Below are 23,474 nucleotides of genomic sequence, written 5' to 3' on the forward strand. Positions count from 1 at the left end.
ATCCAGGGCCACCGGGGCGCTCGCGCGGTCCGACCCGAGAACACCCTCGCCGCGTTCAAGTACTCGCTGGCGAACCCCGCTGTGTCCACTTTGGAGCTCGATACCGGCATCACCGCCGACGGCGCCGTCGTCGTCATGCACGACCGCGTGATCCCCGGCGCCCACTGCGTCGACACCGCCCCGGTCCGCCCCGGCGACCCGGCCTTCCCCTATGTCGGCAAGCTGATCCACTCGCTGACCCTGGCGCAGGTCAAGACGGTCGACTGCGGTTCCAAGACGCTGCCCGAGTTCCCGCGCCAGGTCGCGGTGCCGGGTGAGCGGATCCCGACCCTGGCCGAGGTGTTCGCCGCCGTCCGCGCGAGCGGCCGCCAGGACATCCGGCTCAACATCGAGACCAAGACCAGCCCGCTGGCCCCCGCCGACACGGCGCCGTACGACGTCTTCACCCGCAAGGTCGTCGGCGAGATCGCCCGCGCGGGTTTCGTCGACCGGTCCACCCTGCAGTCCTTCGACTGGCGCACCATCGAACTCTCCCGCTTCCTCCAGCCCCGCCTGGCCACCGTCGCGTTGGTGTGGCAGTACGGCCCCGCCGAGTGCGCCACCCTCGCCGACGAGTGCTCGCTGGAAGCCGTCTACGGCAACCGTTCCGTGAAGTCCCCGTGGACCGGTGGCCTGGACTGGTGGAAGGTCCGCGACCTCGGCAAGCTCACCCGCCTGGCCGGTGCCACCACCGTCTCCGCCAACTGGCAGGTCCACGACCCCCACCAGCAGCCGGTGGTCAACCCGGACTGGTACCTCCGCCAGGACCCGTCCTACTTCCACGGCCCCGACATCGCCGGCCTCCACCGCCAGGGCCTCAAGGTCGTCCCCTACACCGTCGACGACGCCCCCACCATGCAACACGTCATCGCCCTCGGCGTCGACGGCCTCATCACCGACGACCCGGACCTCTTGGTCGCCGTGGCCAAGCTGAACGGTCTTCGTTAGCCGACAACGGAAACGGGGTGGGCACCAGAAGTGCCCACCCCGTTTCGCGTGTTCGCGGCTAGCGGCCCGCCGCCGCTTTGTCGAGCAGCCACAGGGTCAGGTCCTGGCCGGTGGCGCCCGCGGCCGGGAGGTCCACTTCGGACGCGCCGGACAGTGCGGTGGTGACGGCCTCGGCCTTGCCCGCGCCGGTGGTCATCAGCCAGACCTCGCGGGCCTGGCGGGCCAGCGGGAGGGTCAGCGTGATGCGGGTGGGCGGCGGCTTGGGGCAGTCGCGGACCGCGACGACGGTGGCTTCCGACTCGTGGACGGCGGGGGAGTCCGGGAACACCGACAGGGTGTGCCCCTCCTCGCCGACCCCGGCCAGCAGGATGTCCAGCGTCACCTCGGCCAGTTCCTTGGCGTACGCCGCGGCCGCGAGGTCGGGGTCGTCGCCGTAGGGGCCGTCGGAGGGGGCGATGGGGTGGATGCGGTTGGGCGGGATGGGGACGTGGTCGAGCAGGGCCGCCCGCGCCTGGGTCTCGTTGCGGTCGCGGTGGCGGGCGGGCAGGAAGCGCTCGTCGCCCCAGTAGATGTCGACGGCGTCCCAGTCGATCGCGGTCATCGCGTTGTTCACCCGGAGGTGCTCCAGGACCGCGATGCCGGTGCGGCCGCCGGTCAGCGCCAGGGTGACCTTGGTCTGGCTGGCCTGCAGGTCGGTGATGGCGGTGACCAGCCGCGCCGCGGTGGCGGCGGCCAGCAGCGGCGGGTCGGTGTAGATGATGGTCCGCAGGCTCATGACTTGCCGCCCTTGCCCGCCCGCGCGGTCGACCTGGTGGAACTCGCCGCGCGCGGCTTTTTCGCTGGAGTGGAGTTCTTCTTGGCCGGTGGCTGCTCGTCCGCGGCCGCGGACTTGCGGGCCAACGTGGCCTCGGCATCGGCGGCCGACACCACGGGGGACTCGTCGGAGGTCGCGGGGGGTTTGGTCGGGGTCTTGACCGGGGTGCGGCCGCGCACGATCTTGCCGAGACCCTTGAGGGTCTCCTCGAACGGCTCGTCCGGGTCGAGCCTGCGCAGCTCCTCGGCCAGGCAGTCGCGGACCTCGCGCCGCTGCAGCGCGACCCGGCGGGCGGGCTGCCCCGGCTGGGTCAGCGTGCCGACCTTGCCGTCCGGGCGGACCAGTTCGACCGAACCGGACTTCCGTTCCAGCACGACGGACACTATCCCCTGCCCGTTCACCGCCTTGGTCCGGCGCACCGGGATCCGCAGCCGCGCGGCCAGCCACCCGGCCAGCAGGTCGGTCGACGGGGAGTCGCCCTCACCGGTGACCGTGGCGTCGGTGATCTTCTCGTACGGCGGCAGGTCCAGCGCGGCGGCCAGCACGGCCCGCCACAGGGTGAGCCGGGTCCAGGCCAGGTCGCTGTCGCCCTCGGTGTAGTTCTTCTGCCGGACCTCCAGCGCCTTGATCGGGTTGCGCTCGGCGGCGGCGTCGGTGATCCGGCGCTGCGCCAGCCGCCCGATCGGGTCGTCGGCGGGCCGGGCGGGCGCCTCGAACGGCCACCACGCCACGACCGGCGCGTCCGGCAGCAGCAGCGGGATGACGCAACTGGCGCCCTCGTCGGCGAGCGCGCCGTAGAGCCGCAGCACCACGACTTCACTGGCACCGGCGTCGCCGCCGACCCGGATCTGCGCGTCCAGCCGGGCGGCGGCCTTGCGGGCGCCGCGGGCCAGCACGATCACCCGGCAGGGGTGCTCCCGGCTGGCGTCGTTGGCCGCGTCTATCGCGTCCTCGGTCTTGGTCCCGTCGTCGGTGACGATGACCAGGGTCAGCACCCGGCCCAGGGCGGTCGCGCCGCCCTGTTCCCGCAGGTGCACCAGTTTCGTGTTGACCTGCGACGTGGTGGTCGAGGGCAGGTCGATGATCACGGTCGCCTCCTGCGCCGTTGCGGGACACCCGCACCCGGTCGTCGCCCATGATCAGCGGACGCATGGTGGATCACGGTCGCCTCCAATGACGGCCGGTACGCGACAACATCTTCTCAGCGGACTCCGGCCCCCAGGTACCGGACTGGTATCCCTCCGGCTTGCCCGCGGTCTTCCAGTACCGCAGCACCGGCTCCAGGATCTCCCAGGACAGCTCGACCTCCTGGTTGACCGGGAACAGCGACGGTTCGCCGAGCAGCACGTCGAGCAGCAGCCGCTCGTAGGCCTCCGGGGAGGACTCGGTGAACGCGTGCCCGTAGGAGAAGTCCATGGACACGTCCCGGACCTCCATCGAGTTGCCGGGCACCTTCGAGCCGAACCGCATGGTCACGCCCTCGTCCGGCTGCACCCGCACCACCAGGGCGTTCTGCCCCAGTTCCTCGGTGGCGGTGTCGTCGAAGGGCAGGTGCGGCGCGCGTTTGAACACGACCGCGATCTCGGTGACCCGCCGCCCCAGCCGCTTGCCGGTGCGCAGGTAGAACGGCACCCCGGCCCAGCGCCGGGTGTTCACCTCCAGGGTGATCGCCGCGTAGGTCTCGGTGGTGGAGGTCTTCGCGAAGCCCTCTTCCTCCAGCAGGCCGGGCACCTTCTGCCCGCCCTGCCAGCCGCCGAGGTACTGGCCCCTGGCGGTGGTCTCGGCGAACGGGCCGACCGCCTTGGTCGCCTCCAGCACCTTGATCTTCTCGGTGCGCAGCGCCTTGGGCCGGAACGACACCGGCTCCTCCATGGCGGTGAGCGCGAGCAGTTGCAGCAGGTGGTTCTGGATGACGTCGCGGGCGGCGCCGATGCCGTCGTAGTAGCCCGCGCGACCACCGAGGCCGATGTCCTCGGCCATGGTGATCTGCACGTGGTCGACGTAGTTGGCGTTCCAGATGGGCTCGAACAACTGGTTGGCGAACCGCAGCGCCAACAGGTTCTGCACCGTCTCCTTGCCGAGGTAGTGGTCGATGCGGAACACCGAGTCCTCGGGGAACACGTCGTTGACGATCTTGTTGAGCTGCTTGGCGCTGGCCAGGTCGTGCCCGAACGGCTTCTCGATCACCACCCGGCGCCACTTGTCCGGGCCGTCCGGCTTGGCCAGGCCGGACCGGGCCAACTGCTTGGTCACCACCGGGAACGCGCCCGGCGGGATGGACAGGTAGAACGCGTGGTTGCCCGCCGTGCCGCGCAGGTCGTCCAACTCGGCGACGGTCTCGGCGAGGTTGTCGAACGCGGCGTCGTCGTCGAAGGTGCCCTGCACGAACCGGAAGCCCTCGGCCAGCCGGTCCCACACCGCTTCCCGGAACGGGGTGCGCGCGTGCTGCTTGACCGCCTCGTAGACGACCTGCCCGAAGTCCTGGTCCGCCCACTCCCGGCGGGCGAACCCGACCAGTGAGAAGCCCGGCGGCAGCAGCCCCCGGTTGGCCAGGTCGTAGATCGCGGGCATCAGCTTCTTGCGGGAGAGGTCACCGGTGACACCGAAGATCACCAGGCCGCACGGCCCGGCGATCCGCGGCATCCGCTTGTCGCGCTCGTCGCGCAGCGGGTTCACCCAGGCGCGGGTCACCGCCCCACCTCCGCGAGCGCCTCGACCAGCCGGGCCAGCCCGGCCGCACGGTCGGTGAAGTGCAGCCGCAGCACCGGTCGGCCGTGCTCGACGAGGACCTGACCGTCGCCCAGTGCCTGCGCGTGCTGCAGCACCCCCAGCGTGTACGGGCGGTCCGGCACCTCGACGTCCCGCTCGACCGCGCCGGTCACCTGCAGGAAGACCCCGTTCTGGTGCCCGCCCTTGTGGTACTGGCCGGTGGAGTGCAGGAACCGCGGGCCCCAGCCGAAAGTGGTCTGCAGCCCGGAGACCCGGGCCAACTGCGGGCGCAGCAGCGCGGCGGACGCGTCGTCGAGGCGGTCCAGGTACACCTGGACCGACAGGTACCCGGCCTCCGGCGCGGCGGCCAGCAACGCGTGCACCGCGGCGGCGAGCGAGTCGGTCCCGTCCGGCAGCAGACCCTCGGACGGGTGAACCTCGACCGGTCCGTCGGTGAACGCGGGCGCGGACTCGGTGGAGCTGGGGGAGTCCAGCAGCGCGCGCGCCGCCTTCTTCGCCGCCTCCACGTCCGGCTGGTCGAACGGGTTGATCCCGAGCAGCCTGCCCGCCACCGCGGTCGCGTACTCCCACAGCAGGATGAGCCCGCCGAGGGTGCCCGCGGTGCCGATCTTCGCCCCGTCCGACGCCCGCCCGACGGCCACGGCCGTGGCGTCGTCACCGGCGTTGGCGAACCCGGGCGCGTCCGGGCGCTCCACGACCACCGGCAGCAGACCGGTGCCCTCCTTGCCGGTGGACTCGGCCACCAACTGCTCGGCCCAGTCGCCGAAGCCCTTGATGCCGGACCCGGTGTCGGCCAGCACGACCTTCTCCGCGCCCCGCGCGTGCGCCGCGCCCAACGCGGCCGCCAGCACCAGGGCCGGGTTCTCGGCGCTGTCCCGCGACAGCACCGGGACGGCGGCCTCCGCCTCGTCGAGCAGCGCGGCGACGTCGGCCCCGGCCAGCCCGGCGGGCACCAGGCCGAACGCGGTCAGCGCCGAGTAGCGGCCGCCCACGTTCGGGTCGGCCTGGAAGACCCGGCGGTAGCCCGCCTCGGTCGCGGACCGCTCCAGCGGTGACCCCGGGTCGGTGACCACGACGATCCGCGACGCCGGGTCGACGCCCTCGGCCGCGAACGCCGCCGCGAAGACCCGCCGGTGGCTGTCGGTCTCCACTGTGGACCCTGACTTCGAGGACACCACCAGCACGGTACGGGCAAGGTCGCCCGCCAGCGCGTCGGCGACCTGACCGGGGTCGGTCGTGTCCAGCACCACCAGCGGCACACCCGCCGTGTTGGTGATGACTTCCGGGGCGAGCGACGACCCGCCCATGCCCGCGAGGACCACCCGATCGATGCCCTCGGCGCGCAGCTCCGCGCGCAGCCCGTCGATCTCGGCCAACAGGGGGCGCGACGTGCTCGCCAGCGACGTCCAGGACAGCCGGATGGCCGCCTCGGACTCCGCCGCAGGACCCCACAGCGTGGGGTCCTGCGCGGTGAGCTTCGACGCCACCTGTTCGGCCACCAGTTGGTGGACGAGCGGAGCGGCCTCCTCGGCGAGCCGCTCGTCAACGATGGTTACTGCGACTTCTCCGGGGTGCTCTGCCATCTGCGGCGTCAGCCTCTCCTGGTTCGTCCTAGCTCTGGCTGCCTTACTTGGCTGCGTCGAGTTGTCCCTGGACCGTGTCCAGCAGCTCGGCCCAGGACTTCTCGAACTTCTCGACGCCCTCGGTCTCCAGGACGCGGTACACGTCGTCGACGTCGATGCCGACCGAGCTGAGCTCGTCGTAGACCTGTTGGGCGGCCTCGGCGGTGCCGGTCACCGCGTCACCGGTGATCTTCCCCTGTTCCGCCACGGCGTGCAGGGTTTTCTCCGGCATCGTGTTGACCGTCTCGGCGACCACCAGCTCGTCGACGTACAGCGTGGGGGAGTAGTCCGGGTTCTTCACCCCGGTCGACGCCCACAGTGGACGCTGCCGGTGCGCGCCGTCGGCGGCCAGCGCGTCCCAGCGCGGGCCCTGGAAGGTCTCCAGGAACGCGCCGTAGGCCAGCCGCGCGTTGGCCACGGCCGCCTTGCCGCGCAACGCCTTGGCCTCGTCGGTGCCGATCGCGTCCAGCCGCTTGTCCACCTCGGTGTCCACCCTGGACACGAAGAAGGACGCGACCGAGTGGATCGACCGCAGGTCGTGCCCGTTGGCCTTGGCCTGCTCCAGGCCCGCGAGGTAGGCGTCCATCACCGCGCGGTAGCGCTCGACCGAGAAGATCAGCGTGACGTTGACGCTGACCCCCTCGGCCAGGGTGCGGGTGATCGCGGGCAGGCCCTCGACGGTGGCCGGGATCTTGACCAGCAGGTTGGGCCGGTCGACGGTCTTCCACAGGTCCAGCGCCTCGGCCGTGGTGGCCTCGGTGTCGGCCGCCAGCCGCGGGTCGACCTCGATCGAGACGCGCCCGTCGACCTGGCCGGTGTTCTGGAAGGTCTCCCGGAACACGTCGCACGCGTTGCGCACGTCGGTGGTGGTCAGCTCGCGCACCACCGCGCTCAGGTCGGCGCCGCGCGCCGCCAGCTCCCGCACCTGCGCGTCATAGGCCTCGCCGTCGGACAGCGCGGCCGCGAAGATCGTCGGGTTGGTGGTGACGCCGACCACGTGCTGGTCGCGGATGAGCGCGGCCAGGTTGCCGGAGGTGAGCCGCTCGCGGGACAGGTCGTCCAGCCAGATGGACACGCCCGCGTCGGAAAGCTGCTTGAGGTTGTCGGTCACTGTTGCCTCCGTGTCTGGTGGCTCGTGTGCGTCCGGTTCGGACGGTTGCTCAGGACCCGGCCTTCGCCAGGGAAGCGCGCGCCGCGGCCACGACGGCCTCGGTGGTGATGCCGAACTCGCGGTAGAGGGTCTGGTAGTCCGCCGAGGCGCCGAAGTGCTCCAGCGACACGATCTCGCCCGCGTCGCCCGCGAACCGGTGCCACGGCTGGGCGATGGCGGCCTCCACGACCACCCGCGCCCTGACCGACGGCGGCAGCACCGAGTCCCGGTAGGACTGGTCCTGCGCGTCGAACAGCTCGATCGAGGGCACCGACACGACCCGGGCGGCGATGCCGTCCTCGGCCAGCTTGGCCCGCGCCTCGACCGCGATCTGCAGCTCGGAGCCGGTGCCGATCAGGATGACCTGCGGCTCGCCCTCGGTGTCGGCCAGCACGTAGCCGCCCTTGGCGACACCCTCGCGGGCCAACTCCTTGGTGCCTTCCAGCACGGGCAGGTTCTGCCGGGTCAGCGCGAGGCCGACCGGGTGCTTGTGCTGCGACAGGGTGGTCCGCCACGCCGCCGCGGTCTCGTTCGCGTCGCCGGGGCGCAGCACGATCAGGCCGGGGATGGCGCGCAGCGCCGCCAGGTGCTCCACCGGCTGGTGGGTCGGGCCGTCCTCGCCGAGGCCGATCGAGTCGTGCGTCCACACGTAGGTGACCGGGAGCCCGCTCAGCGCGGCGAGCCGGACGGCGGGCCGCATGTAGTCGCTGAACACGAGGAACGTGCCACCGTACGGACGGGTCGGGCCGTGCAGCACGATGCCGTTGAGGATCGAGCCCATCGCGTGCTCGCGCACCCCGAAGTGCAGCGTGCGGCCGTACGGCCGGGTGTCCCAGTGCGCGGTCTTCGCCGACGGCGGCCCGAACGAGTCGGCGCCCTTGATGGTGGTGTTGTTGCTCTCCGCCAGGTCGGCCGAGCCGCCCCACAGCTCGGGCAGCAGCCCGGCGATGGCGTTGAGCGTGTCACCGGACGCCTTGCGGGTGGCCACGCCCTTCGGGTCCGGGTCCCAACTCGGCAGCGCCTCGTCGAAGCCCTCCGGCAGCCGGTACGCCTGCGCCCGCTCCAGCAGCGCGTTGCGCTCCGGGTTGGCGGCCTTCCAGGCGTCGAACCGCGGCTGCCACTCGGCGTGCGCCGCCTCACCGCGCTTGACCACCTCGCGGGTGTGCGCCAGCACCTCCGGGGCGACCTCGAAGGTCTGCTCGGGGTCGAAACCGAGGATCTTCTTGACCGCGGCCACCTCGTCGGTGCCCAGCGCGGCGCCGTGCGCCTTGCCGGTGTTCATCAGGTTCGGCGCCGGGTAGCCGATCACGGTGCGCAGCAGGATGAACGACGGGCGGGAGGTCTCCGCCTTCGCCGCCGCCAGCGCGTCCAGGATGCCGACGACGTTCTCGCCGCCCTCGACCACCTGCACGTGCCAGCCGTACGCCTCGTACCGCTTCGCGGTGTCCTCCGACAGGGCGACGGTGGTGTCGTCCTCGATGGAGATCTTGTTGTCGTCGTAGACGACCGTGAGGTTGCCCAATTCCTGCCGCCCGGCCAGCGACGACGCCTCCGAGGTGACGCCCTCCTCGATGTCGCCGTCCGAGGCGATCACGAAGACGTGGTGGTCGAACACGCTCTCGCCGGGCGCGGCCTCCGGGTCGAACAGGCCGCGCTCGCGGCGGGCCGCCATCGCCATGCCGACCGCCGAGGCCAGACCCTGGCCGAGCGGACCGGTGGTGATCTCCACGCCCTTGGTGTGGTTGACCTCGGGGTGGCCCGGGGTCTTCGAGCCCCAGGTGCGCAGCGCCTTGATGTCGTCGAGCTCCAGGCCGTAGCCGGAGAGGAACAACTGCAGGTACTGGGTGAGGCTCGAGTGCCCGGCGGAGAGCACGAACCGGTCGCGGCCGATCCAGTGCGGGTCGCTCGGGTCGTGCCGGATGACCCGCTGGTAGAGGGCGTAGGCCAGCGGGGCCAGGCTCATCGCGGTGCCCGGGTGGCCGTTGCCGACCTTCTGCACCGCGTCGGCGGCCAGCACCCGGATGGTGTCCACGGCCCGGCGGTCCAGGTCGGTCCAGTCCTCCGGCAGCCTCGCGCGGATGAGTTCGGTCAGTTCGGCGGGCAGTTCACTACTGACGGACACGGACTTGTGCTCCCACTTCCACGTTTGGCGGAACCGTCGCGCACAGTCTTCCCCACCCGGGCTGGATCGATCCCGGAGCGGGGCCTGTGGCTGTCCCGCGGCTCATCCCTGGTCCGGTGACCAGCCTAGTCGCCGGGTCACGACCGTGTGATCTCCGACCGTCCCCTGGCGACACCGGGCCACCCGATACGGGTACCCGCGTACCGCGCGGTTAACATTTCCCGGTGCCGCGACCACCGATTCGCGGTCGCCCGCGCGTCGAGCGCGGGGCGATCCCGGGGTGGGCGGCCGACGAACGGCGAGTGGCTGAACAGCGAATGACCTGGACGCGAGGAGTGCGATGTCGTCGGTGACCCCCGTGCCCGTCGACACCCCCGCCGCGCCGGGCCGGGCGGGTACCCGGGCCGTGCTGGGCGCGTACGTGGCGCTCACCAAGCCGCGGATCATCGAACTGCTGCTGGTCACCACCGTCCCGGCGATGCTGCTGGCCGCGCGCGGCATCCCGTCGCCGTGGCTGGTGCTCAACACGCTGGTCGGCGGCACCATGGCGGCGGGCAGCGCGAACGCGCTCAACTGCGTGGTCGACGCCGACATCGACGCGGTGATGAAGCGCACGTCGGCCCGGCCGCTGGCCCGGCACGCGGTGCCCACCCGCAACGCGCTGGTCTTCGGCCTGCTGCTCGGGCTGCTCGCCTTCGGCTGGCTCTGGGCGTCGACGAACCTGCTGGCCGCGGCGATGGCCGTCGGCGCGATCCTGTTCTACGTCCTCGTCTACACGATGCTCCTCAAGCGACGGACGTCGCAGAACATCGTGTGGGGCGGCGCGGCGGGCTGCATGCCGGTGGTGATCGGCTGGTCGGCGGTGACCGGCGACGTCGGCTGGCCCGCGCTGGTGATGTTCGGCGTGATCTTCTTCTGGACCCCGCCGCACTTCTGGGCGCTGGCGATGAAGTTCCGCGACGACTACGCGAAGGCCGGTGTGCCGATGCTGCCGGTGGTGGCCACGCCCCGGCACGTGGCCAAGCAGATCGTCGTCTACTCCTGGGTGATGGTCGCGTGGACGCTGCTGCTCGTCCCGGCCACCGGCTGGGTGTACGCGTTGTTCGCCGTCCTGGCGGGCGGCTGGTTCCTGGTGTTCGCGCACCGGTTGTACGCGGCGGTGCGCCGGGACAAGCCGAGCAACCCGATGAAGCTGTTCCACCTGTCGAACACGTACCTGACGGCGGTGTTCGTGGCGCTGGCGGTGGACTCGGCGCTGTCGCTGCCGGTCACCGGCTGGCCGTTCTGACCGGTTTCCCGCTCAGACCACCCGTCAGGCCACCGCGGTGAGCAGCCGTTCCACGGTCGGGTCGTCCAGGGACTCCTTGATGCACCGCCACAGCTCCAGGTTGGCCGTGGCCCACCGGGAGTACGCGGCCGCGGCGGCGGGGGAGTAGAAGTAGAAGCCCTCGTCGAGCGGGGCCCGCTGCTCCCCGACGATCTTGTCGGCCAGTTCGCGCAGGCTCACCCCGTTCTCGCTGAGGTAGCGGTGCGCCAGCACGACCGGGGTCACCGGCAGCGCCTTGAACAGCGTGTCCGCGTCGCTGAGGGCCTGGGCCTCCAGCGAGATGTCCCGGTCCCTGGTGCGCATCTCGGCCTCGTCGACCAGCGCGTCGACCCACTCGGCGACGGCGGGCCGGATACCCGCTTCGGCCAGGATGGCCATCCGCAGGCCGCTGCCCGCCGCCGCGGTCGAGTTGCGCCGGACCAGGTAGTTCACGTCGTGCACCAGGGCCGCGGTTTCCACCACCGGCACGTCGGAACCGTTGAGGGTGGCGAACTCCACAGCCTTGTCGCGCACGAAGCTCACGTGGTGCCAGCCGTGGAACGGCAGCCGCCGCGCGTACCGCAGGCACAGGGCGTGCACCCGCCGCTCGACGTGGCCGACCGCCGCCGGTGGGACGGAGACCAGGCCCGGAGCCGTGGCCGGTGCGGTGATCGATGTGGTGGTCGGTGTCGTGGTCGAGGTCTCAGTGGGTGTGGACATGCCGGACTTCCCCTTCCGTTGGACAAACGGGTGGGGCGATGGTAGAGGCCACCGTGCGCGCGCACGGTGGCCTTCGGCGTGTTGGCCGGTCGGGGCGGTGCCGGTCAGGTCACACCGGGGGTCACAACCGCCGGGACAGGTCCGCCAACCGCGACTCCACCGGGACGTGCCGGTGCGCGGTGCCGGTCGCCGGGTCCCAGGACAGGCTCCACCGGTGCACCGGGCGGGACTTCACCAGGAACGTCATGGTGCCGTCCTCGGCGCGCGGGATGCGGTGGAAGTCGCCGGTGGTGAGGAAGCCGGAGTCGCCCGCGACACACTCGGTGCGCCGGGTCATCCTGGCCGCGCTGATCAGGCCGGTGCCGGGGTCGATGGTGGTCTCGTAGCGCTCGTGCCGGTAGCCGCCGCGCAGGATCACCGTGCAGAAGTCGTACCGGTGGTTGTGCACGGAGTCGGCGTAGCCGGGGCGCCACTCGTGCCGGGGTTTGTACTCGTGCAGCCAGAAGGTGAACGGTTCGTCCGGGTTGTCCCGCAGGCACCAGGCGAAGTGCGTTGTGGTTTCCCGGGAACGGGCGGCCAGCGCGTCCGCGTCGCCGGGGTCGAGGGTGGCGAGGTGCTGGCGCAGCAGCGCGCGCAGCACCGGACCGTCCACCCAGGACGCCACACCGCGGTGCACGGCCGACCAGGACGGGGCGGGGCCGACGGGGCCACTGGGTCTGCGTGGGGTGAGATCGATCTCGCGCATGCGCTGCGCCAGGTGGGACAGCGCGGGCACCGGGGCGGACACGGGCATCAGCTCTCAAGCTCGGCTTTGGCGGTGAACTCGTGGCGGAACCGGTGGAACTGCGCCTCCAGGTCGCGGAACTCGACCTCGGACAGCGGGGTCCCGGTGATCTTGGCGAAGTGCGCCAGGAACTCGGCGCGGCCGGTGTCGGGGGTGAGGGTGAACCGGTGCGCGTCGCGGGCGGCGTGCACCCTGGCGAACTCGCTGCGCTGCATGTCGTAGATGAAGGAGCCCTCGGAGAAGCGCAGTGTGCGCGGGTAGAGCGACGGCGCGCCCGCCACCGCGCTGTAGAGGGTGATCCACACGCAGTCGTCGAACAGTTCGACCCGGTCCAGCGGCGGGTCGGGGACCGCGGTGACCTCGATCGCGGTGCACTTGGCGCGCGCCAGGTACAGCCCGACCAGGCCGATCCGGATCTCCTGGTGCAGCGTGTCGGAGATCTTCTCGTAGTCCGCGTCCGGCCCGCCCTGCCGCGCCAGGTGCCGGGCCCGGCCGCTGATCGAGCCCCGCTCGCGCGGGTCGGCCAGCACCGCGCGGACCTCCCACTGGGCCGGGGAGAGCAGCATCCTGGCGGCGGCGTACCGGCCGGAGAAGCCGCGGAACCACAGTTGCCGGGTCTCCCGCAGGTCGGACATGATCAGCGCGTTGAACGCCGGATCGGGCTCGGTGCTCGCCTCGAACACGTGGGTGGGGAAGAACTCCTGGTTCAGTGACCGGTACTCGGCGGACAGCTCGCGCAGCGCCTTGCGGCTCTCCTCGATCACCGGGGTGACCATGGCCCGCTGCGCGGCGCTGGCGGTGATCAGCGTCTGGCCGAAGCCGACCACGGCGGAGACCAGGGTGCCGGTGCCCAGCGCGGTGAGCAGGTTCTTGGCCAGACCTGGGTCGAGCCCACCGGCCAGCCACATCGCGGTTCCGGCGACCACGACCAAGACCAGCAGCAACAGCCCGGTGCGGGTCCAGAAGAGGTCTTGGATGGGGCGGGTGCGGAGGCCCTTGGCGTCCGCGGACAAGGCGGTTCACCTCCCTGGCGGACGCCCGCACCGCAGCAAGGGGTGATGGAACGGGCGCTCACCGTCACTTTACGCCGCCCACCCCGCCCGTGGATTGCGAACATCGGGTGAGGAATGGCAAATAACCACCGGTGGGGCAACAGGTGGTCCCTCGTCAGTGTTCCCCCTGCGACACCTAAGCTGCCGGGCATGCGCAACGTCGGCAAACTCATGATCGTGATCGCGGTGGGTGTGGGCCTCGCCGCGTGCTCGAACTCCGAGCAGGCATCCTCCCAGCCGCCCGGAGATCCCGTCATCACCGCCAAGAAGGCGACCAGCAGCGCCCCCGCGTCCACCACCGCGCCCGCGAGCGACGACGCTTCCGCCTCCAGTGGACCGTCCACCGCCGGTGGCCCGCAGTGCACCGCGGACAAGGTGAAGGTGGCGGGCGCGGCGGGCGCCAAGCCGACGATCACCATCCCGACCGACTGCGCGCCGCCGACGACGCTGCTGAGCAAGGACCTGGTCGAGGGCACCGGCGCGGTTGTCAAGACGGGCTCCAACGTCACCGTCAACTACGACCTGGTCACCTGGTCGGACCACGCCGAGCAGGACTCGTCGTTCGGCCGCAACGAGCCGTTCACCGTGCAGAACGTCGGGCAGGCCAGCGTGATCGAGGGCTGGAACGAGGGCCTCGACGGGCTGCGCCAGGGCGGCCGCAGGCTGCTGATCGTGCCGCCGGACAAGGGTTACGGCGCCCAGGGCCAGGGGAAGGTCAAGCCGAACGAGACCCTGGTGTTCGTCATCGACGCCGTCGCGGTGTCCTAGTCCGCCACCAGTCGACCACGCTGTCCAGGGGCGCGTCCGGGTTCCGGACGCGCCCCTTCGTCCGTCAGTCGACCTTGCCCGGCCACCAGACCCGGCGTCCGATGTCGACGGTCAGCGCGGGCACCAGCAGCGACCGGACGAGCAGCGTGTCGAGCAGCACGCCGAAGGCGACCAGGAACGCGATCTGCGCCAGGAACAGGATCGGCAGCACCGACAGCGACGCGAACGTGGCCGCCAGCACCACCCCGGCCGACGTGATCACCCCGCCGGTGACCCGCAGCCCGCGCAGCGCGCCCTCTCGGGTGCCGTGCCGCAGCGCCTCCTCGCGCACCCGGGTCATCAGGAAGATGTTGTAGTCGATGCCCAGCGCCACCAGGAACACGAACGCGAACAGCGGCACGCTGGGGTCGGCGCCGGGGAACTCGAAGAGGTGGTTGAACACCAGCGCGCTCACCCCGAGCGTCGCGGCGAACGAGAGCACCACGGTCGCGATCAGCAGCAGCGGCGCCAGCAGCGCGCGCAGCAGCAGCGCCAGGATGACGAAGATCACCGCCAGCACGATCGGGATGATCACCTTCCGGTCGTGCAGCGAGTTGGTCCGCACGTCGAGCTGGTTCGCCGACGGGCCGCCGACCAGGGTCCCGCCGAGCTCGTGGGTGCGGTCGCGCAGCCGCTGCACCGTGTCGAGGGCCCGCGGGCTGTCCGGCGCGTCGGCGAGCAGCGCGGTGATCTCGACCTTCCCGCCGACGACCTTGGCCGTGCGCAGGGCCGCGTCGGCGACGCCCGGGGTGGTCTTGGCCAGCTTCAGCACGTCCTGGGCCTTGGTCGCGTCGGTGATCAGCACGGCGGGGGAGCCGGTGCCGCCGGGGAAGTGCCTGGCCAGCACGTCCTGCCCGGTGACCGCGTCGACCTGGGTGAGGAACAGCTCGCTCTGCGAGACCCCGTCCGCCTTCAACTGCGGCAGGAACGCCACCCCGATCGCGAGCAACACCGTGCTCAGCAGCCACACCGCGCGCGGCCTGCGCCCGACCAGTCCGGCCACCCTCGGCCAGATCCCGCGCTGCTCCGGGGTTTCGCCGTCTGTGACGACTTCGGGGCGGAACGGCCAGAACGCGGCCCGGCCGAACAGTGCCAGTACCGCGGGCAGGAAGGTCAGCGCGGCCACCAGCGACGCCGCGATGCCGATCGCGGCGACCGGGCCGAGGCTGGAGTTGGACCGCAGGTCCGAGAGCAGCAGGCAGAGCAACCCGGCGATCACCGTCCCCGCCGACGCCCCGATCGGGCCGCTCGCCGCGCGCAGCGCCGCCCGCATGGCCGCGCCCTTCTCGGCGTGCGCGCGCAGTTCCTCCCGCAACCGGGCGATCAGCAGCAGCGCGTAGTCGGTCGCGGCGCCGAACACGAGGATGAACAGGATGCCCTGGCTCTGCCCGTTGAGCGTCAGCACGTTGTGCTTGGCCAGCAGGTAGACCACGCTGACCGCCAGGCACAACGCGAGCCCCGCGGTCAGCAGCACCAACAGCGGCAGGATCGGACTGCGGTAGACCGCGACCAGGATCAACGCGACCACCGCCGCCGTCACGCCGAGCAGCAGACCGTCGATCCCGCCGAACGCCGCGGTGAAGTCCGCGATCAGCCCGCCCGGCCCGGTCACGTGCGCGGAGAGCCCGGCGGGCAGCGCCCCGAACTGGTCCCGGATGTCGGTGACCAGCGCGCGCAACTTCTTGCTGTCATTGGGCAACAGGGCGACCGACTGCACCGCCTCGGTGTCCTTGGTGGACATTCGTGGCGGGCTGACCTGCCCCATCTCCGGCAGCTTGCCGACCTTCGCCAACACGGCATCGATGGCCGTCTGGTCGCCGCCGGTCAACCCACCGGGCCGCTCGAACACGATGACGGCGGGCAGCGCCGTGCTGTCGGCGAACCCCTTCTGCAACTCGGCCACCCTGGTCGACTCGGCCGACGCGGGCAGGAAGGAGGCGTTGTCGTTGCGCTGCACGGAGCTCAACTCGCCTTGTAGTGGCCCGCCGATCCCACCGATCACCAACCAGGCGACGATGAGCAGGGCGGGCAGGAGCCAACGCGCGGCACGCGCGCCGGTACGGTTGTCTGTCATCGCGTCCCTTCGGCGGGGGTCGCGCACATAATTGTTCAGTAGGCTGAACAATGCAACTCGACCCGCAGGAGGTGCTCCCCGGTGGACCCCGACCCGATCGCGTCCTGGCCGACCGGCAGGCTCCTGTCCGTCGCCGCGCGCCTGGTGGAACACTCCTGGCAGCGCTTCCTCGCCGCCCGCGGGCTCACCCACGCCGGCCTGATCACGCTGCACCTGCTGGTCGACGGGCCCCGGCCGCAACGATCCCTGGCACGCGGGGTCAAGGTGACCGACCAGACGATGAGCCGGACCATCGACCGGCTGTTCCGGTCCGGACTGGTCGAACGCGGGACCGACCCGACCGACCGCCGCCGCACGGTGATCACCATGACCCCGGCGGGCCGGAACGCGCACGCCGAGGCCCTGCGGGCCGAACGCGAGGCGCCCGAGGTCCTCGGCGCGGTCCGGGACTACGACGCCTTCCGCGGCCAGTTGGTCGAGTTGATCACAGCGCTGGGTGTGGAGCGGGCCACCGCCGTCCGCGCCGACGAGGTCATGGAGTAGCGCGGGTGGGAGCGGTGTTCACCGCTCCCACCCGGCCGCGCTCACGGGATCAGCAGTAGCTTCCCGGTCGTGCGTCGCCCTTCCAGGTCCTCGTGCGCCGTTCGCGCGTCCGCCAACGGGTACTGGCCGCCGATGCGGAGCTTGAGGGCGCCCGCGACGATGGCGTCGAAGATCTCGCCGATGCGCCAGGCGTTCTCCTCCGGGGTGGCCAGGTAGTGGGCGAGGGTCGGGCGGGTCAGGAAGACCGACCCGGCGGCGTTGAGCCGTTGCGGGTCGAACGGGCCGACCGGACCGCTGGACGCGCCGAACAGGGCCAGCACACCCCGCTGCCGGAGCACCTGGAGGTCACCGTCGAAGGTGGACGCGCCGACGCCGTCGTACACCGCCGCCACGCCCGCCCCGTCGGTGATCTCCTTGGTGCGGGCGACGAAGTCCTCCGAGGTGTACCGGATCACCTCGTCCGCGCCCGCCTCGCGGGCCAACTGCTCCTTCTCCCCCGTCGACACCGTGCCGATCACCCGCGCGCCACGGGCCTTCGCCAGTTGGACCAGCAGCAGACCGACCCCACCCGCGGCCGCGTGCACCAGCACCGTGTCGCCCTCCTGGACCGGGTAGGTCGAGGCGACGAGGTAGTGCGCGGTGAGGCCCTGCAGGAGCGCCGCGGCGGCGTCGTGGTCGTTGACACCCGCGGGGACCGGGGCCGCCCACGCGGCCGGGAGGACGACCTGCTCGGCGTAGCTGTCGTTGCCCTGGGCCCACGCGACCCGGTCGCCGACCGCGATGCCGGTGACCGAGGACCCGACGGCCTCGACCGTGCCCGCGCCCTCCTTGCCGGGGACGAAGGGCAGCGGCACCTTGTAGGCGCCGGAGCGCTGGTAGGTGTCGATGTAGTTCACGCCCGCGGCGGCGACTCGGACGAGCACCTCGTCGGGGCCGGGGGTCTTGGCGTCCACTTCGGCGAGGGCGAGTACTTCCGGTCCGCCGTTCTCCGTGACAACGATCGCCTTGGGCACTGCCCACTCCTTAGCTCAATTCGTCGCTTGACGTTCGGGTGCAACGCCGGAACGCGGGGGCCGCGTCCCTTCTCCCACAGTGTGGGAGACACGTCCACTCGACAGCGCATAGGCTGCACGTCATGGCGAACACCAGTGACTCCGTACGCTCCGCAGAGGCGTTCGTGGCGGCACACGGCAAGCCGTCGCGGGCCGTGGTCGAGAACATCGGACGGGCGGGGGCTCGGGTCGTGCTCGTCGGTGCCGACGGCGCGATGGGCGACCTGATCGTGTCCGACGTCGAGGCCGGGGCCGCATTGGTGGCGGGGATCGACGGTCTTGAGGCCGCCGAGTGGGACCGCGAGACCGTGGCCGCCACCCGGATCGGCGCCCAGCACCGCGCCAAGATGGCCGCCCGCGTCCGCGGCTAGCCCGCCTGGACGCTGACCTTCGCGGGCGACGGGGCGACAGCGCGGTCACGGGTCGCGCACCACATCGCGGCGGTCGCGACGATGACCCCGGTCGCGCCGAGGACGTGCAGCGACACCAGCAGCTCCGGCACCCCGGTCCAGTACTGCACGAACCCGAGCGCGCCCTGACCGAGGACCACCGCCACCAGGATGGTGTACCGGCGCCACAGCGCCTTGTCGGCGTCACCCGTGCGCAGCAGGACACCCGCGGCCAGCAGAATGCCCAGGTAGACGAACAGGAACGCGGCGTGCACGTGGGCCAACGTGTCCACCGGGACGTCCAGCCGCTCGGTCCCCGGGTCGCCCGCGTGCGGGCCTGCGCCGGTCACCATGGTGCCCGCGACCAGTAACCCCACCAGCACCACGACCGACCCGGTGAGCAGGCCGGGCAGCGCGGCGGGCACCCGCCCCACCGGAGCGCGCTCCGGGTCGGGGACGGCGTTGGCGAACACCACCGACAGCCAGATCATGATGGTCGACACGAGGAAGTGCACCGCCACGGTCCACCACAGCAGGTCCATCCGCACGGTGATCCCGCCGAGGACCGCCTGTACGACCACCCCGACCGGCATGACCAGGCCCAGTCGCACGTACTCGCGGCGGCGCGGGCGGTGCAGGTAGGCGAGGGCGAACGCGGCGAACGCCACGAACCCGACGATCCCGGTGAACATGCGGTTGCCGAACTCGATCCACTGGTGCAGCGCCGCGAACTCGGGGTGGTTGACCGGCACCAGGCTGCCCGGCTGGCACTCCGGCCAGGTGCGGCACCCCAACCCGGACCCGGTCACCCGGACCACCGACCCGGTGACCGCGATCAGCGCCTGCGTCACCACCACCGCGACCGCCACCGCCCGCTGCAGGCGGGGACTGGGGGAGGGGAGCGCGTCGACGCGGGCCTTCAGGTTTTCCAACGGCACCAACCGATGGTAAGCCGGGTTCACTGAGGGCCGCGGCGCGGGAGTCACTAGCGTGCGTTGGCTCTCACCGCGCGCCGATCCGGGAAAGTGTGGGCATGCTCGCGAAAGGACCCCACGCGGTGATCACGGCGAACTACACTCTGTCGCGGAAGGCGGACTCCCCCACCGCCTTCCCGGCTGTCGTCGGGCCGGTTCATCCCCCACGACCCGTCCGACGGCAGCCCCATCCAGCGCTCAGGTGGGCTCAGGTGAGCCTGGTCGTCCGCGTCGCGGCCAACCCGGCCAGCGCGCCCCAGCCCACCAGCGTGACCACAGTGGACAACGCGGGCGCCGCGTGGTGCGCGAGCACGTCGGTCAGCGCCTGGGTCAGCGCCGCCGAGGGCAACAACCGGACCACATCGGCCATCCCGGACGGCAACGTGTCGGTGGTGAGCACGACCCCGCCCGCGAGCAGCAGCACCAGCCACACGACGTTCGCCAGCGCCAACACCACCTCGGCCTTGAGCGCCCCACCGAGCAACACCCCGAGCGCCCCGAAGGTGAGCGTGCCCAACACCACCAGCACGACCGTCCACACCAGACCGGCGGCGGACGGCGCCCACCCGAGCAGCGCGCCGACCACCCCCAACACGACCAGTTGGATGGCCACGACCGCCAGGCACCCCACGACCCGCCCGGCCACCAGCAACCACCGGGGCAACGCCGTGGCCGCCAACCGCTTCAACACCCCGTACCGCCGGTCGAACCCGAGCGCGATCGCCTGCCCGGTGAACGCCGTGGACATGACGGCCAGCGCGAACACCCGGGGAACCAGGTTGTCGACCCTCGGCTCGGGCAGCTTGACCACGTGCACCAAGTCCAACCCGATGAGCAGGGCGAGCGGGATGAGCAGGGTGAGCAGCACCTGCTCGCCGTTGCGCAGGGTGAGCGCGGCCTCGGTGCGCGCGTGGGTGAACAGCATCCGCGCCACCCGCCCCCGACCGGGGGCCGGGGCGAAGGTGCCGGGGGCGAACCTGGTGCTCACGAGCCCGACTCCAGCCAGGTCACGCGGGTGACTAGTTCCTGCGCCGTGCGGCGCGGGTCGGGGGCCGGGTTGAGCCTGGTGGTCACGAGCGCAGCTCCCGTCCGGTCAGGTCGAGGAAGACGTCCTCGAGGCTGCGCCGACCGACCCGCAGTTCCTCGGCGAGCACGCCCTGCTGGGCGCACCACGCGGTGACCGTCGACACGACCTGGGGGTCGACCGAACCGGTGACCAGGTAGCCGCCGGGGGAGGGTTCGGACACCCGGCAGTCCTCCGGGAGCGCCGCCACCAGCAGGCCGGTGTCCATCCCGGACTTGGCCCGGAACCGCAGTGCCTGCTCCTCGGGGCGTTCCTCGGTCAGCTCGGCCGGGGTGCCCGCGGCGACCACCCGGCCACCGTCGATGATCACGACGTGGTCGGCGAGCGCCTCGGCCTCCTCCATCAGGTGGGTGGTCAGCAGCACCGCAACCCCGTCCGCGCGCAGCGCCGCCACCAGGTCCCACACCAGCCGCCTGGCCTGCGGGTCCATCCCGGCGGTCGGTTCGTCCAGGAACACCAGTTCCGGGCGGCCGACCAGCGCGCAGGCCAGCGAGAGCCGCTGCTGCTGACCGCCGGAGAGCCGCTTGTACGGGGTCCGCGAGCACGACGCCAACCCCAGCGTGTCGATCAGCCATGCGGGGTCGAGCGGGTTCGCCGCGCACGCGGCCACCAGCCGCAGCATCTCCGCCGCCCGCACCCCCGGGTACGCGCCGCCGCCCTGCGGCATCACACCGATCCGGGGCCGCAGCCGCGCGCCGTCGACGACCGGGTCGAGGCCGAGCACCCGGACCGTGCCGGAGTCGGCCCGGCGGAACCCCTCGCACACCTCGACGGTGGAGGTCTTGCCCGCGCCGTTGGGGCCGAGCAGGGCCATGACCTCGCCGGGCGCCAACCGGAACCCGACCCCGTCCACGGCCGTGGTCGATCCGTACGTCTTGACCAGGTCGGACACCTCGACGGCTGCCGTGCTCACAGCGGCCAAGCCTAGGGCGTGGGCGCCGTCACGCCCTAGGCGGGCGCCGGGTCCCGGCGCGGGATGTGCCCGCGCACCACGAGAACGGCCACTGTGGTCACCACGATCGCGCCGATGTAGGCGTACGGCAGGACGAACACGCGACCGTCGAAGGTGGACCCGGTGGGGCCGAGCGCCACCGCCAACCCGGTGCTGACCGCGGTCGCCGCCACCCGGAACCGGGTGTTGCCCGCGCCCGCCGCCAACGGGACCGCCGCCCACAGCAGGTACCACGGCTGCACGGTCGCCCCGAACACCAGCACCGCGCCCAGCGCCACGCCGAGCCCGGTCAGCGGCCGCAGCTTCCAGCGGAACCCGTCCAGCAGCAGCTTCGCCGCGATCAGCGGCCCGATCACCGCGCCGAGCAGGCGGCTGACGGTGATCGCCGCCTCGATGTGGTTGCCGAGGCCGAGCACGATCCCCAACCAGCCCGCGCCGAACCCGAGCGCGTTCATCGGCGCCATCCAGCTCTTGATGGTCGACGCGGTGTTCAACGTCGCCACCCAGCCGTAGCCGAGACCGCTGCCCAGCGACGTCGCCGTCAGCACCACCGCGAACACGACACCGAGCCCACCCGCGACCTGGAACAGGTGCTTCCACCGCCCACCCATCCGCCGGGCGATGATCACCCCGAGGAACCCGAGCGCCAACGCGGCCGGGATCTTCACCGCCGCGCCCAACGTGATCACCGCGGCGCCGATCGCGTACCAGTACAGCTCGCCCGGCTGCCACGGCGGGAACGGCCCGTCCGGCGTCACCCTGGGCGTCCCGCGCAGCGCCAACTCGAACCCGACCAGCATCAACCCGATCGCCAGCGCCTCGTTGTGCACGCCGACGACCAGGTGGAACAGCACCAGCGGGTTCGCCGCGCCCAGCCACAGCGCGCTCACCGGGCTCACCCCGAACCGCCGGGCCAGCCGCGGCAGCGCCCACACGATCATCATCAGCCCGCCGAGCGCGACCAGCCGGTGCATCGCCACCCCGGCCACCACGTGGTCCCCGGTCAGCCAGTTGATCGCCTTGCCCACGGTCAGGAACAACGGCCCGTACGGCGACGGCGTGTCCCGCCACATCGTCGGCACGCCCTGGGTCAGCGGGTGGTTCACGCCGAGCGCCTGCGCGGGCCCGACCGTGTACGGGTCCTGCCCCATCGCCACGATCTCGCTCTGCGCCAGGTAGCTGTACACGTCCCGGCTGAAACTGGGCACCGTGAACACCAGCGGCGCGATCCACATGATGAGCGTCCGCGCCATCTGCGGCACCGACACGGCCCGCGCCCGCCCCGGCCGCGACAGCCGCCCCAGCGCCAACCAGGCCAACACGATCATGAACACCCCGGTGAACGCGAACGCCAACGCCACCGTGGTCATCCGGCTGAACAACCCCAGCACCGGTATCCGGAACACCGGGTTGAACACCGGCGCCGCCCCCGCCCCCAACGACCCGACCGTCAGCAACAACGAGCCAACCGTGCCGAACCGCCGAATCACGTCCAACTGCCGCCGCTCGCGCTCGTCCAGCGGACCGGACCCGGTCGGCTGCCGGTCCTCCGCGCGCACCAGTCGGTCCGTGTCTCCCGCCACCACATCCGGAAGGGTAGCGGCTCCCTTTGCACCACTTTGCGCAAAGCGCGCCTTCCGCCGCCCCGACCTGAGCAGCCCCCGAATCCACCCTCCCACCACCCCCACCCACCCGTCACCCAACGCCGCACCCCAGGGGACACCCCCAACAGTTGTGGACGAGCTGTCCCCACACCCACGGCCCACGGTTGAGGACAGCTCGCCCACACCCGCCCCCGTTGCCTGGGGACAAGTTGCCCACATCCGCGCCCGGCCAAGTGGGGATGATGTGCCCACACCCGGCCCCGTTGCCTGGGGACGGTTCACCTTCATTCGCGCCCGCCGAGTGGGGATTGCCTGCCCACATCCCGCCCCCGTTTGGCTGTGGGCGAGTCGCCCACAGGCGCGCCTGGTCGGGTGGGGACAGCTCGCCCACACTCGTGCCCGCTGAATGGGGACAGCTCGCCCTGCGCGTCTGTCGAGTGGGGATGATTTGCCCGAGTTCATCCCCGTTGAGTGGGGGCGGTTCGCCCACACGCGGATCGGTTGGTTGGGGGCCGGTTGTCCACATTCGTGCGCCGTTGGGGCGGGTTATCTGCACGAGTGGCTCGTTGAACGGGGACGGGTGCCCCACACTCGTGGCCCTGGTTTGGGGGCGGATTGTCCACACCCGTGCCCTGGCGGTGGGGGACTGGTTGTCCGCACCTGGGGCCGTTGGTTGGGGGCGGGTTGCCCACATTGTGCGCCCCTCGA

Annotated in this window: 20 protein-coding genes; 5 read left to right on the plus strand and 15 right to left on the minus strand. The window is 71.8% G+C overall.

What is annotated here, in order from left to right:
- Positions 1-987, plus strand: a complete 987-nt coding sequence (locus H504_RS43205; RefSeq protein ID WP_281173641.1) for a glycerophosphodiester phosphodiesterase family protein — start codon at positions 1-3, stop codon at positions 985-987.
- A 58-nt stretch (positions 988-1,045) separates the two neighbouring features.
- Here H504_RS43205 and pgl read toward each other — a convergent pair whose 3' ends face one another.
- The 6 genes from pgl to tkt all read right to left on the minus strand — a co-directional run bounded on the left by pgl (position 1,046) and on the right by tkt (position 9,425).
- The gene (gene pgl / locus H504_RS0118325; RefSeq protein ID WP_035304828.1) at positions 1,046-1,762 is read right to left on the minus strand and encodes a 6-phosphogluconolactonase; all 717 of its coding nucleotides are present in this window, start codon (positions 1,760-1,762) and stop codon (positions 1,046-1,048) included.
- Positions 1,759-2,889, minus strand: coding sequence for a glucose-6-phosphate dehydrogenase assembly protein OpcA (gene opcA / locus H504_RS0118330; protein WP_026423959.1), 1,131 nt, complete (start codon positions 2,887-2,889; stop codon positions 1,759-1,761). The genes pgl and opcA overlap by 4 nt, the downstream gene beginning before the upstream one ends.
- Positions 2,890-2,959: 70 nt before the next feature.
- Positions 2,960-4,444 carry a glucose-6-phosphate dehydrogenase gene (gene zwf / locus H504_RS0118335; RefSeq protein ID WP_425394065.1) on the minus strand — a complete coding sequence of 495 codons (1,485 nt, stop codon included), beginning with the start codon at positions 4,442-4,444 and terminating at the stop codon, positions 2,960-2,962.
- A gap of 44 nt (positions 4,445-4,488) precedes the next feature.
- On the minus strand, positions 4,489-6,114 hold the full coding sequence (locus H504_RS0118340) for a glucose-6-phosphate isomerase (protein ID WP_026423961.1): 1,626 nt from the start codon (positions 6,112-6,114) through the stop codon (positions 4,489-4,491).
- A gap of 43 nt (positions 6,115-6,157) precedes the next feature.
- Positions 6,158-7,264 carry a transaldolase gene (gene tal / locus H504_RS0118345; protein WP_026423962.1) on the minus strand — a complete coding sequence of 369 codons (1,107 nt, stop codon included), beginning with the start codon at positions 7,262-7,264 and terminating at the stop codon, positions 6,158-6,160.
- A gap of 49 nt (positions 7,265-7,313) precedes the next feature.
- The gene (tkt, locus tag H504_RS0118350; RefSeq protein WP_026423963.1) at positions 7,314-9,425 is read right to left on the minus strand and encodes a transketolase; all 2,112 of its coding nucleotides are present in this window, start codon (positions 9,423-9,425) and stop codon (positions 7,314-7,316) included.
- A 340-nt stretch (positions 9,426-9,765) separates the two neighbouring features.
- Here tkt and H504_RS0118355 point away from each other — a divergent pair, with 340 nt between their 5' ends.
- Positions 9,766-10,713 (plus strand): heme o synthase, encoded by a 948-nt coding sequence (locus tag H504_RS0118355; RefSeq protein WP_026423964.1) that lies wholly within the window; start codon positions 9,766-9,768, stop codon positions 10,711-10,713.
- 24 nt (positions 10,714-10,737) lie between these two features.
- Here the strand turns inward: H504_RS0118355 and H504_RS0118360 are convergent, their stop codons facing one another.
- The 3 genes from H504_RS0118360 to H504_RS0118370 form a co-directional block, all read right to left on the minus strand.
- Positions 10,738-11,451: an HD family phosphohydrolase gene (locus H504_RS0118360; RefSeq protein ID WP_245614336.1), complete on the minus strand. Its 714-nt coding sequence runs from the start codon at positions 11,449-11,451 to the stop codon at positions 10,738-10,740.
- Between the two features lie 121 nt (positions 11,452-11,572).
- Entirely contained in the window at positions 11,573-12,244 is a 672-nt protein-coding gene (locus tag H504_RS0118365) for a hypothetical protein (protein ID WP_026423966.1), read from the minus strand.
- Positions 12,244-13,248, minus strand: coding sequence for a hypothetical protein (locus H504_RS0118370; protein WP_026423967.1), 1,005 nt, complete (start codon positions 13,246-13,248; stop codon positions 12,244-12,246). Before H504_RS0118370 ends, H504_RS0118365 begins: the two co-directional genes overlap by 1 nt.
- A 189-nt stretch (positions 13,249-13,437) precedes the next feature.
- On the opposite strand from H504_RS0118370, the gene H504_RS0118375 reads away from it, so the two are divergent.
- Complete coding sequence (locus tag H504_RS0118375; RefSeq protein ID WP_026423968.1) at positions 13,438-14,055, plus strand: FKBP-type peptidyl-prolyl cis-trans isomerase; 618 nt, start codon at positions 13,438-13,440, stop codon at positions 14,053-14,055.
- A gap of 64 nt (positions 14,056-14,119) precedes the next feature.
- Here the strand turns inward: H504_RS0118375 and H504_RS0118380 are convergent, their stop codons facing one another.
- On the minus strand, positions 14,120-16,168 hold the full coding sequence (locus H504_RS0118380) for an MMPL family transporter (RefSeq protein WP_026423969.1): 2,049 nt from the start codon (positions 16,166-16,168) through the stop codon (positions 14,120-14,122).
- A gap of 81 nt (positions 16,169-16,249) precedes the next feature.
- Between H504_RS0118380 and H504_RS0118385 the strand changes: the two genes are divergently transcribed.
- On the plus strand, positions 16,250-16,711 hold the full coding sequence (locus H504_RS0118385; protein WP_026423970.1) for a MarR family winged helix-turn-helix transcriptional regulator: 462 nt from the start codon (positions 16,250-16,252) through the stop codon (positions 16,709-16,711).
- 41 nt (positions 16,712-16,752) lie between these two features.
- Here H504_RS0118385 and H504_RS0118390 read toward each other — a convergent pair whose 3' ends face one another.
- A complete protein-coding gene (locus tag H504_RS0118390) occupies positions 16,753-17,724 on the minus strand; it encodes a quinone oxidoreductase family protein (RefSeq protein ID WP_026423971.1) in 972 nt (323 codons plus the stop codon).
- Between the two features lie 122 nt (positions 17,725-17,846).
- On the opposite strand from H504_RS0118390, the gene H504_RS0118395 reads away from it, so the two are divergent.
- On the plus strand, positions 17,847-18,134 hold the full coding sequence (locus tag H504_RS0118395; protein ID WP_026423972.1) for a hypothetical protein: 288 nt from the start codon (positions 17,847-17,849) through the stop codon (positions 18,132-18,134).
- Here H504_RS0118395 and H504_RS0118400 read toward each other — a convergent pair.
- From H504_RS0118400 to mptB, 4 genes are all read right to left on the minus strand, one after another.
- On the minus strand, positions 18,131-19,090 hold the full coding sequence (locus tag H504_RS0118400; protein ID WP_026423973.1) for a COX15/CtaA family protein: 960 nt from the start codon (positions 19,088-19,090) through the stop codon (positions 18,131-18,133). The two genes, H504_RS0118395 and H504_RS0118400, sit on opposite strands and share 4 nt — an antisense overlap.
- A gap of 244 nt (positions 19,091-19,334) precedes the next feature.
- Positions 19,335-20,051 carry an ABC transporter permease gene (locus H504_RS0118405; protein ID WP_084467864.1) on the minus strand — a complete coding sequence of 239 codons (717 nt, stop codon included), beginning with the start codon at positions 20,049-20,051 and terminating at the stop codon, positions 19,335-19,337.
- Between the two features lie 145 nt (positions 20,052-20,196).
- Positions 20,197-21,123 carry an ABC transporter ATP-binding protein gene (locus tag H504_RS0118415; protein ID WP_026423975.1) on the minus strand — a complete coding sequence of 309 codons (927 nt, stop codon included), beginning with the start codon at positions 21,121-21,123 and terminating at the stop codon, positions 20,197-20,199.
- A 35-nt stretch (positions 21,124-21,158) separates the two neighbouring features.
- On the minus strand, positions 21,159-22,745 hold the full coding sequence (gene mptB / locus H504_RS0118420; RefSeq protein WP_245614337.1) for a polyprenol phosphomannose-dependent alpha 1,6 mannosyltransferase MptB: 1,587 nt from the start codon (positions 22,743-22,745) through the stop codon (positions 21,159-21,161).
- Positions 22,746-23,474: the final 729 nt, after the last annotated feature.

Origin of the sequence: Actinokineospora inagensis DSM 44258 (assembly GCF_000482865.1) — a bacterium.
In the GTDB taxonomy this organism is placed as follows: Bacteria; Actinomycetota; Actinomycetes; order Mycobacteriales; family Pseudonocardiaceae; genus Actinokineospora; species Actinokineospora inagensis.

What these genes read in the sequence shown, in the direction of transcription:
- pgl (WP_035304828.1), bottom strand. Translation starts at nt 1,762, where the DNA reads ATGAGCCTGCGGACCATCATCTACACCGACCCGCCGCTGCTGGCCGCC.
- zwf (WP_425394065.1), bottom strand. Translation starts at nt 4,444, where the DNA reads ATGCCGCGGATCGCCGGGCCGTGCGGCCTGGTGATCTTCGGTGTCACC.
- H504_RS0118340 (WP_026423961.1), bottom strand. Translation starts at nt 6,114, where the DNA reads ATGGCAGAGCACCCCGGAGAAGTCGCAGTAACCATCGTTGACGAGCGG.
- H504_RS0118355 (WP_026423964.1), top strand. Translation starts at nt 9,766, where the DNA reads ATGTCGTCGGTGACCCCCGTGCCCGTCGACACCCCCGCCGCGCCGGGC.
- H504_RS0118360 (WP_245614336.1), bottom strand. Translation starts at nt 11,451, where the DNA reads ATGTCCACACCCACTGAGACCTCGACCACGACACCGACCACCACATCG.
- H504_RS0118365 (WP_026423966.1), bottom strand. Translation starts at nt 12,244, where the DNA reads ATGCCCGTGTCCGCCCCGGTGCCCGCGCTGTCCCACCTGGCGCAGCGC.
- H504_RS0118375 (WP_026423968.1), top strand. Translation starts at nt 13,438, where the DNA reads ATGCGCAACGTCGGCAAACTCATGATCGTGATCGCGGTGGGTGTGGGC.
- H504_RS0118380 (WP_026423969.1), bottom strand. Translation starts at nt 16,168, where the DNA reads ATGACAGACAACCGTACCGGCGCGCGTGCCGCGCGTTGGCTCCTGCCC.
- H504_RS0118395 (WP_026423972.1), top strand. Translation starts at nt 17,847, where the DNA reads ATGGCGAACACCAGTGACTCCGTACGCTCCGCAGAGGCGTTCGTGGCG.
- H504_RS0118405 (WP_084467864.1), bottom strand. Translation starts at nt 20,051, where the DNA reads ATGCTGTTCACCCACGCGCGCACCGAGGCCGCGCTCACCCTGCGCAAC.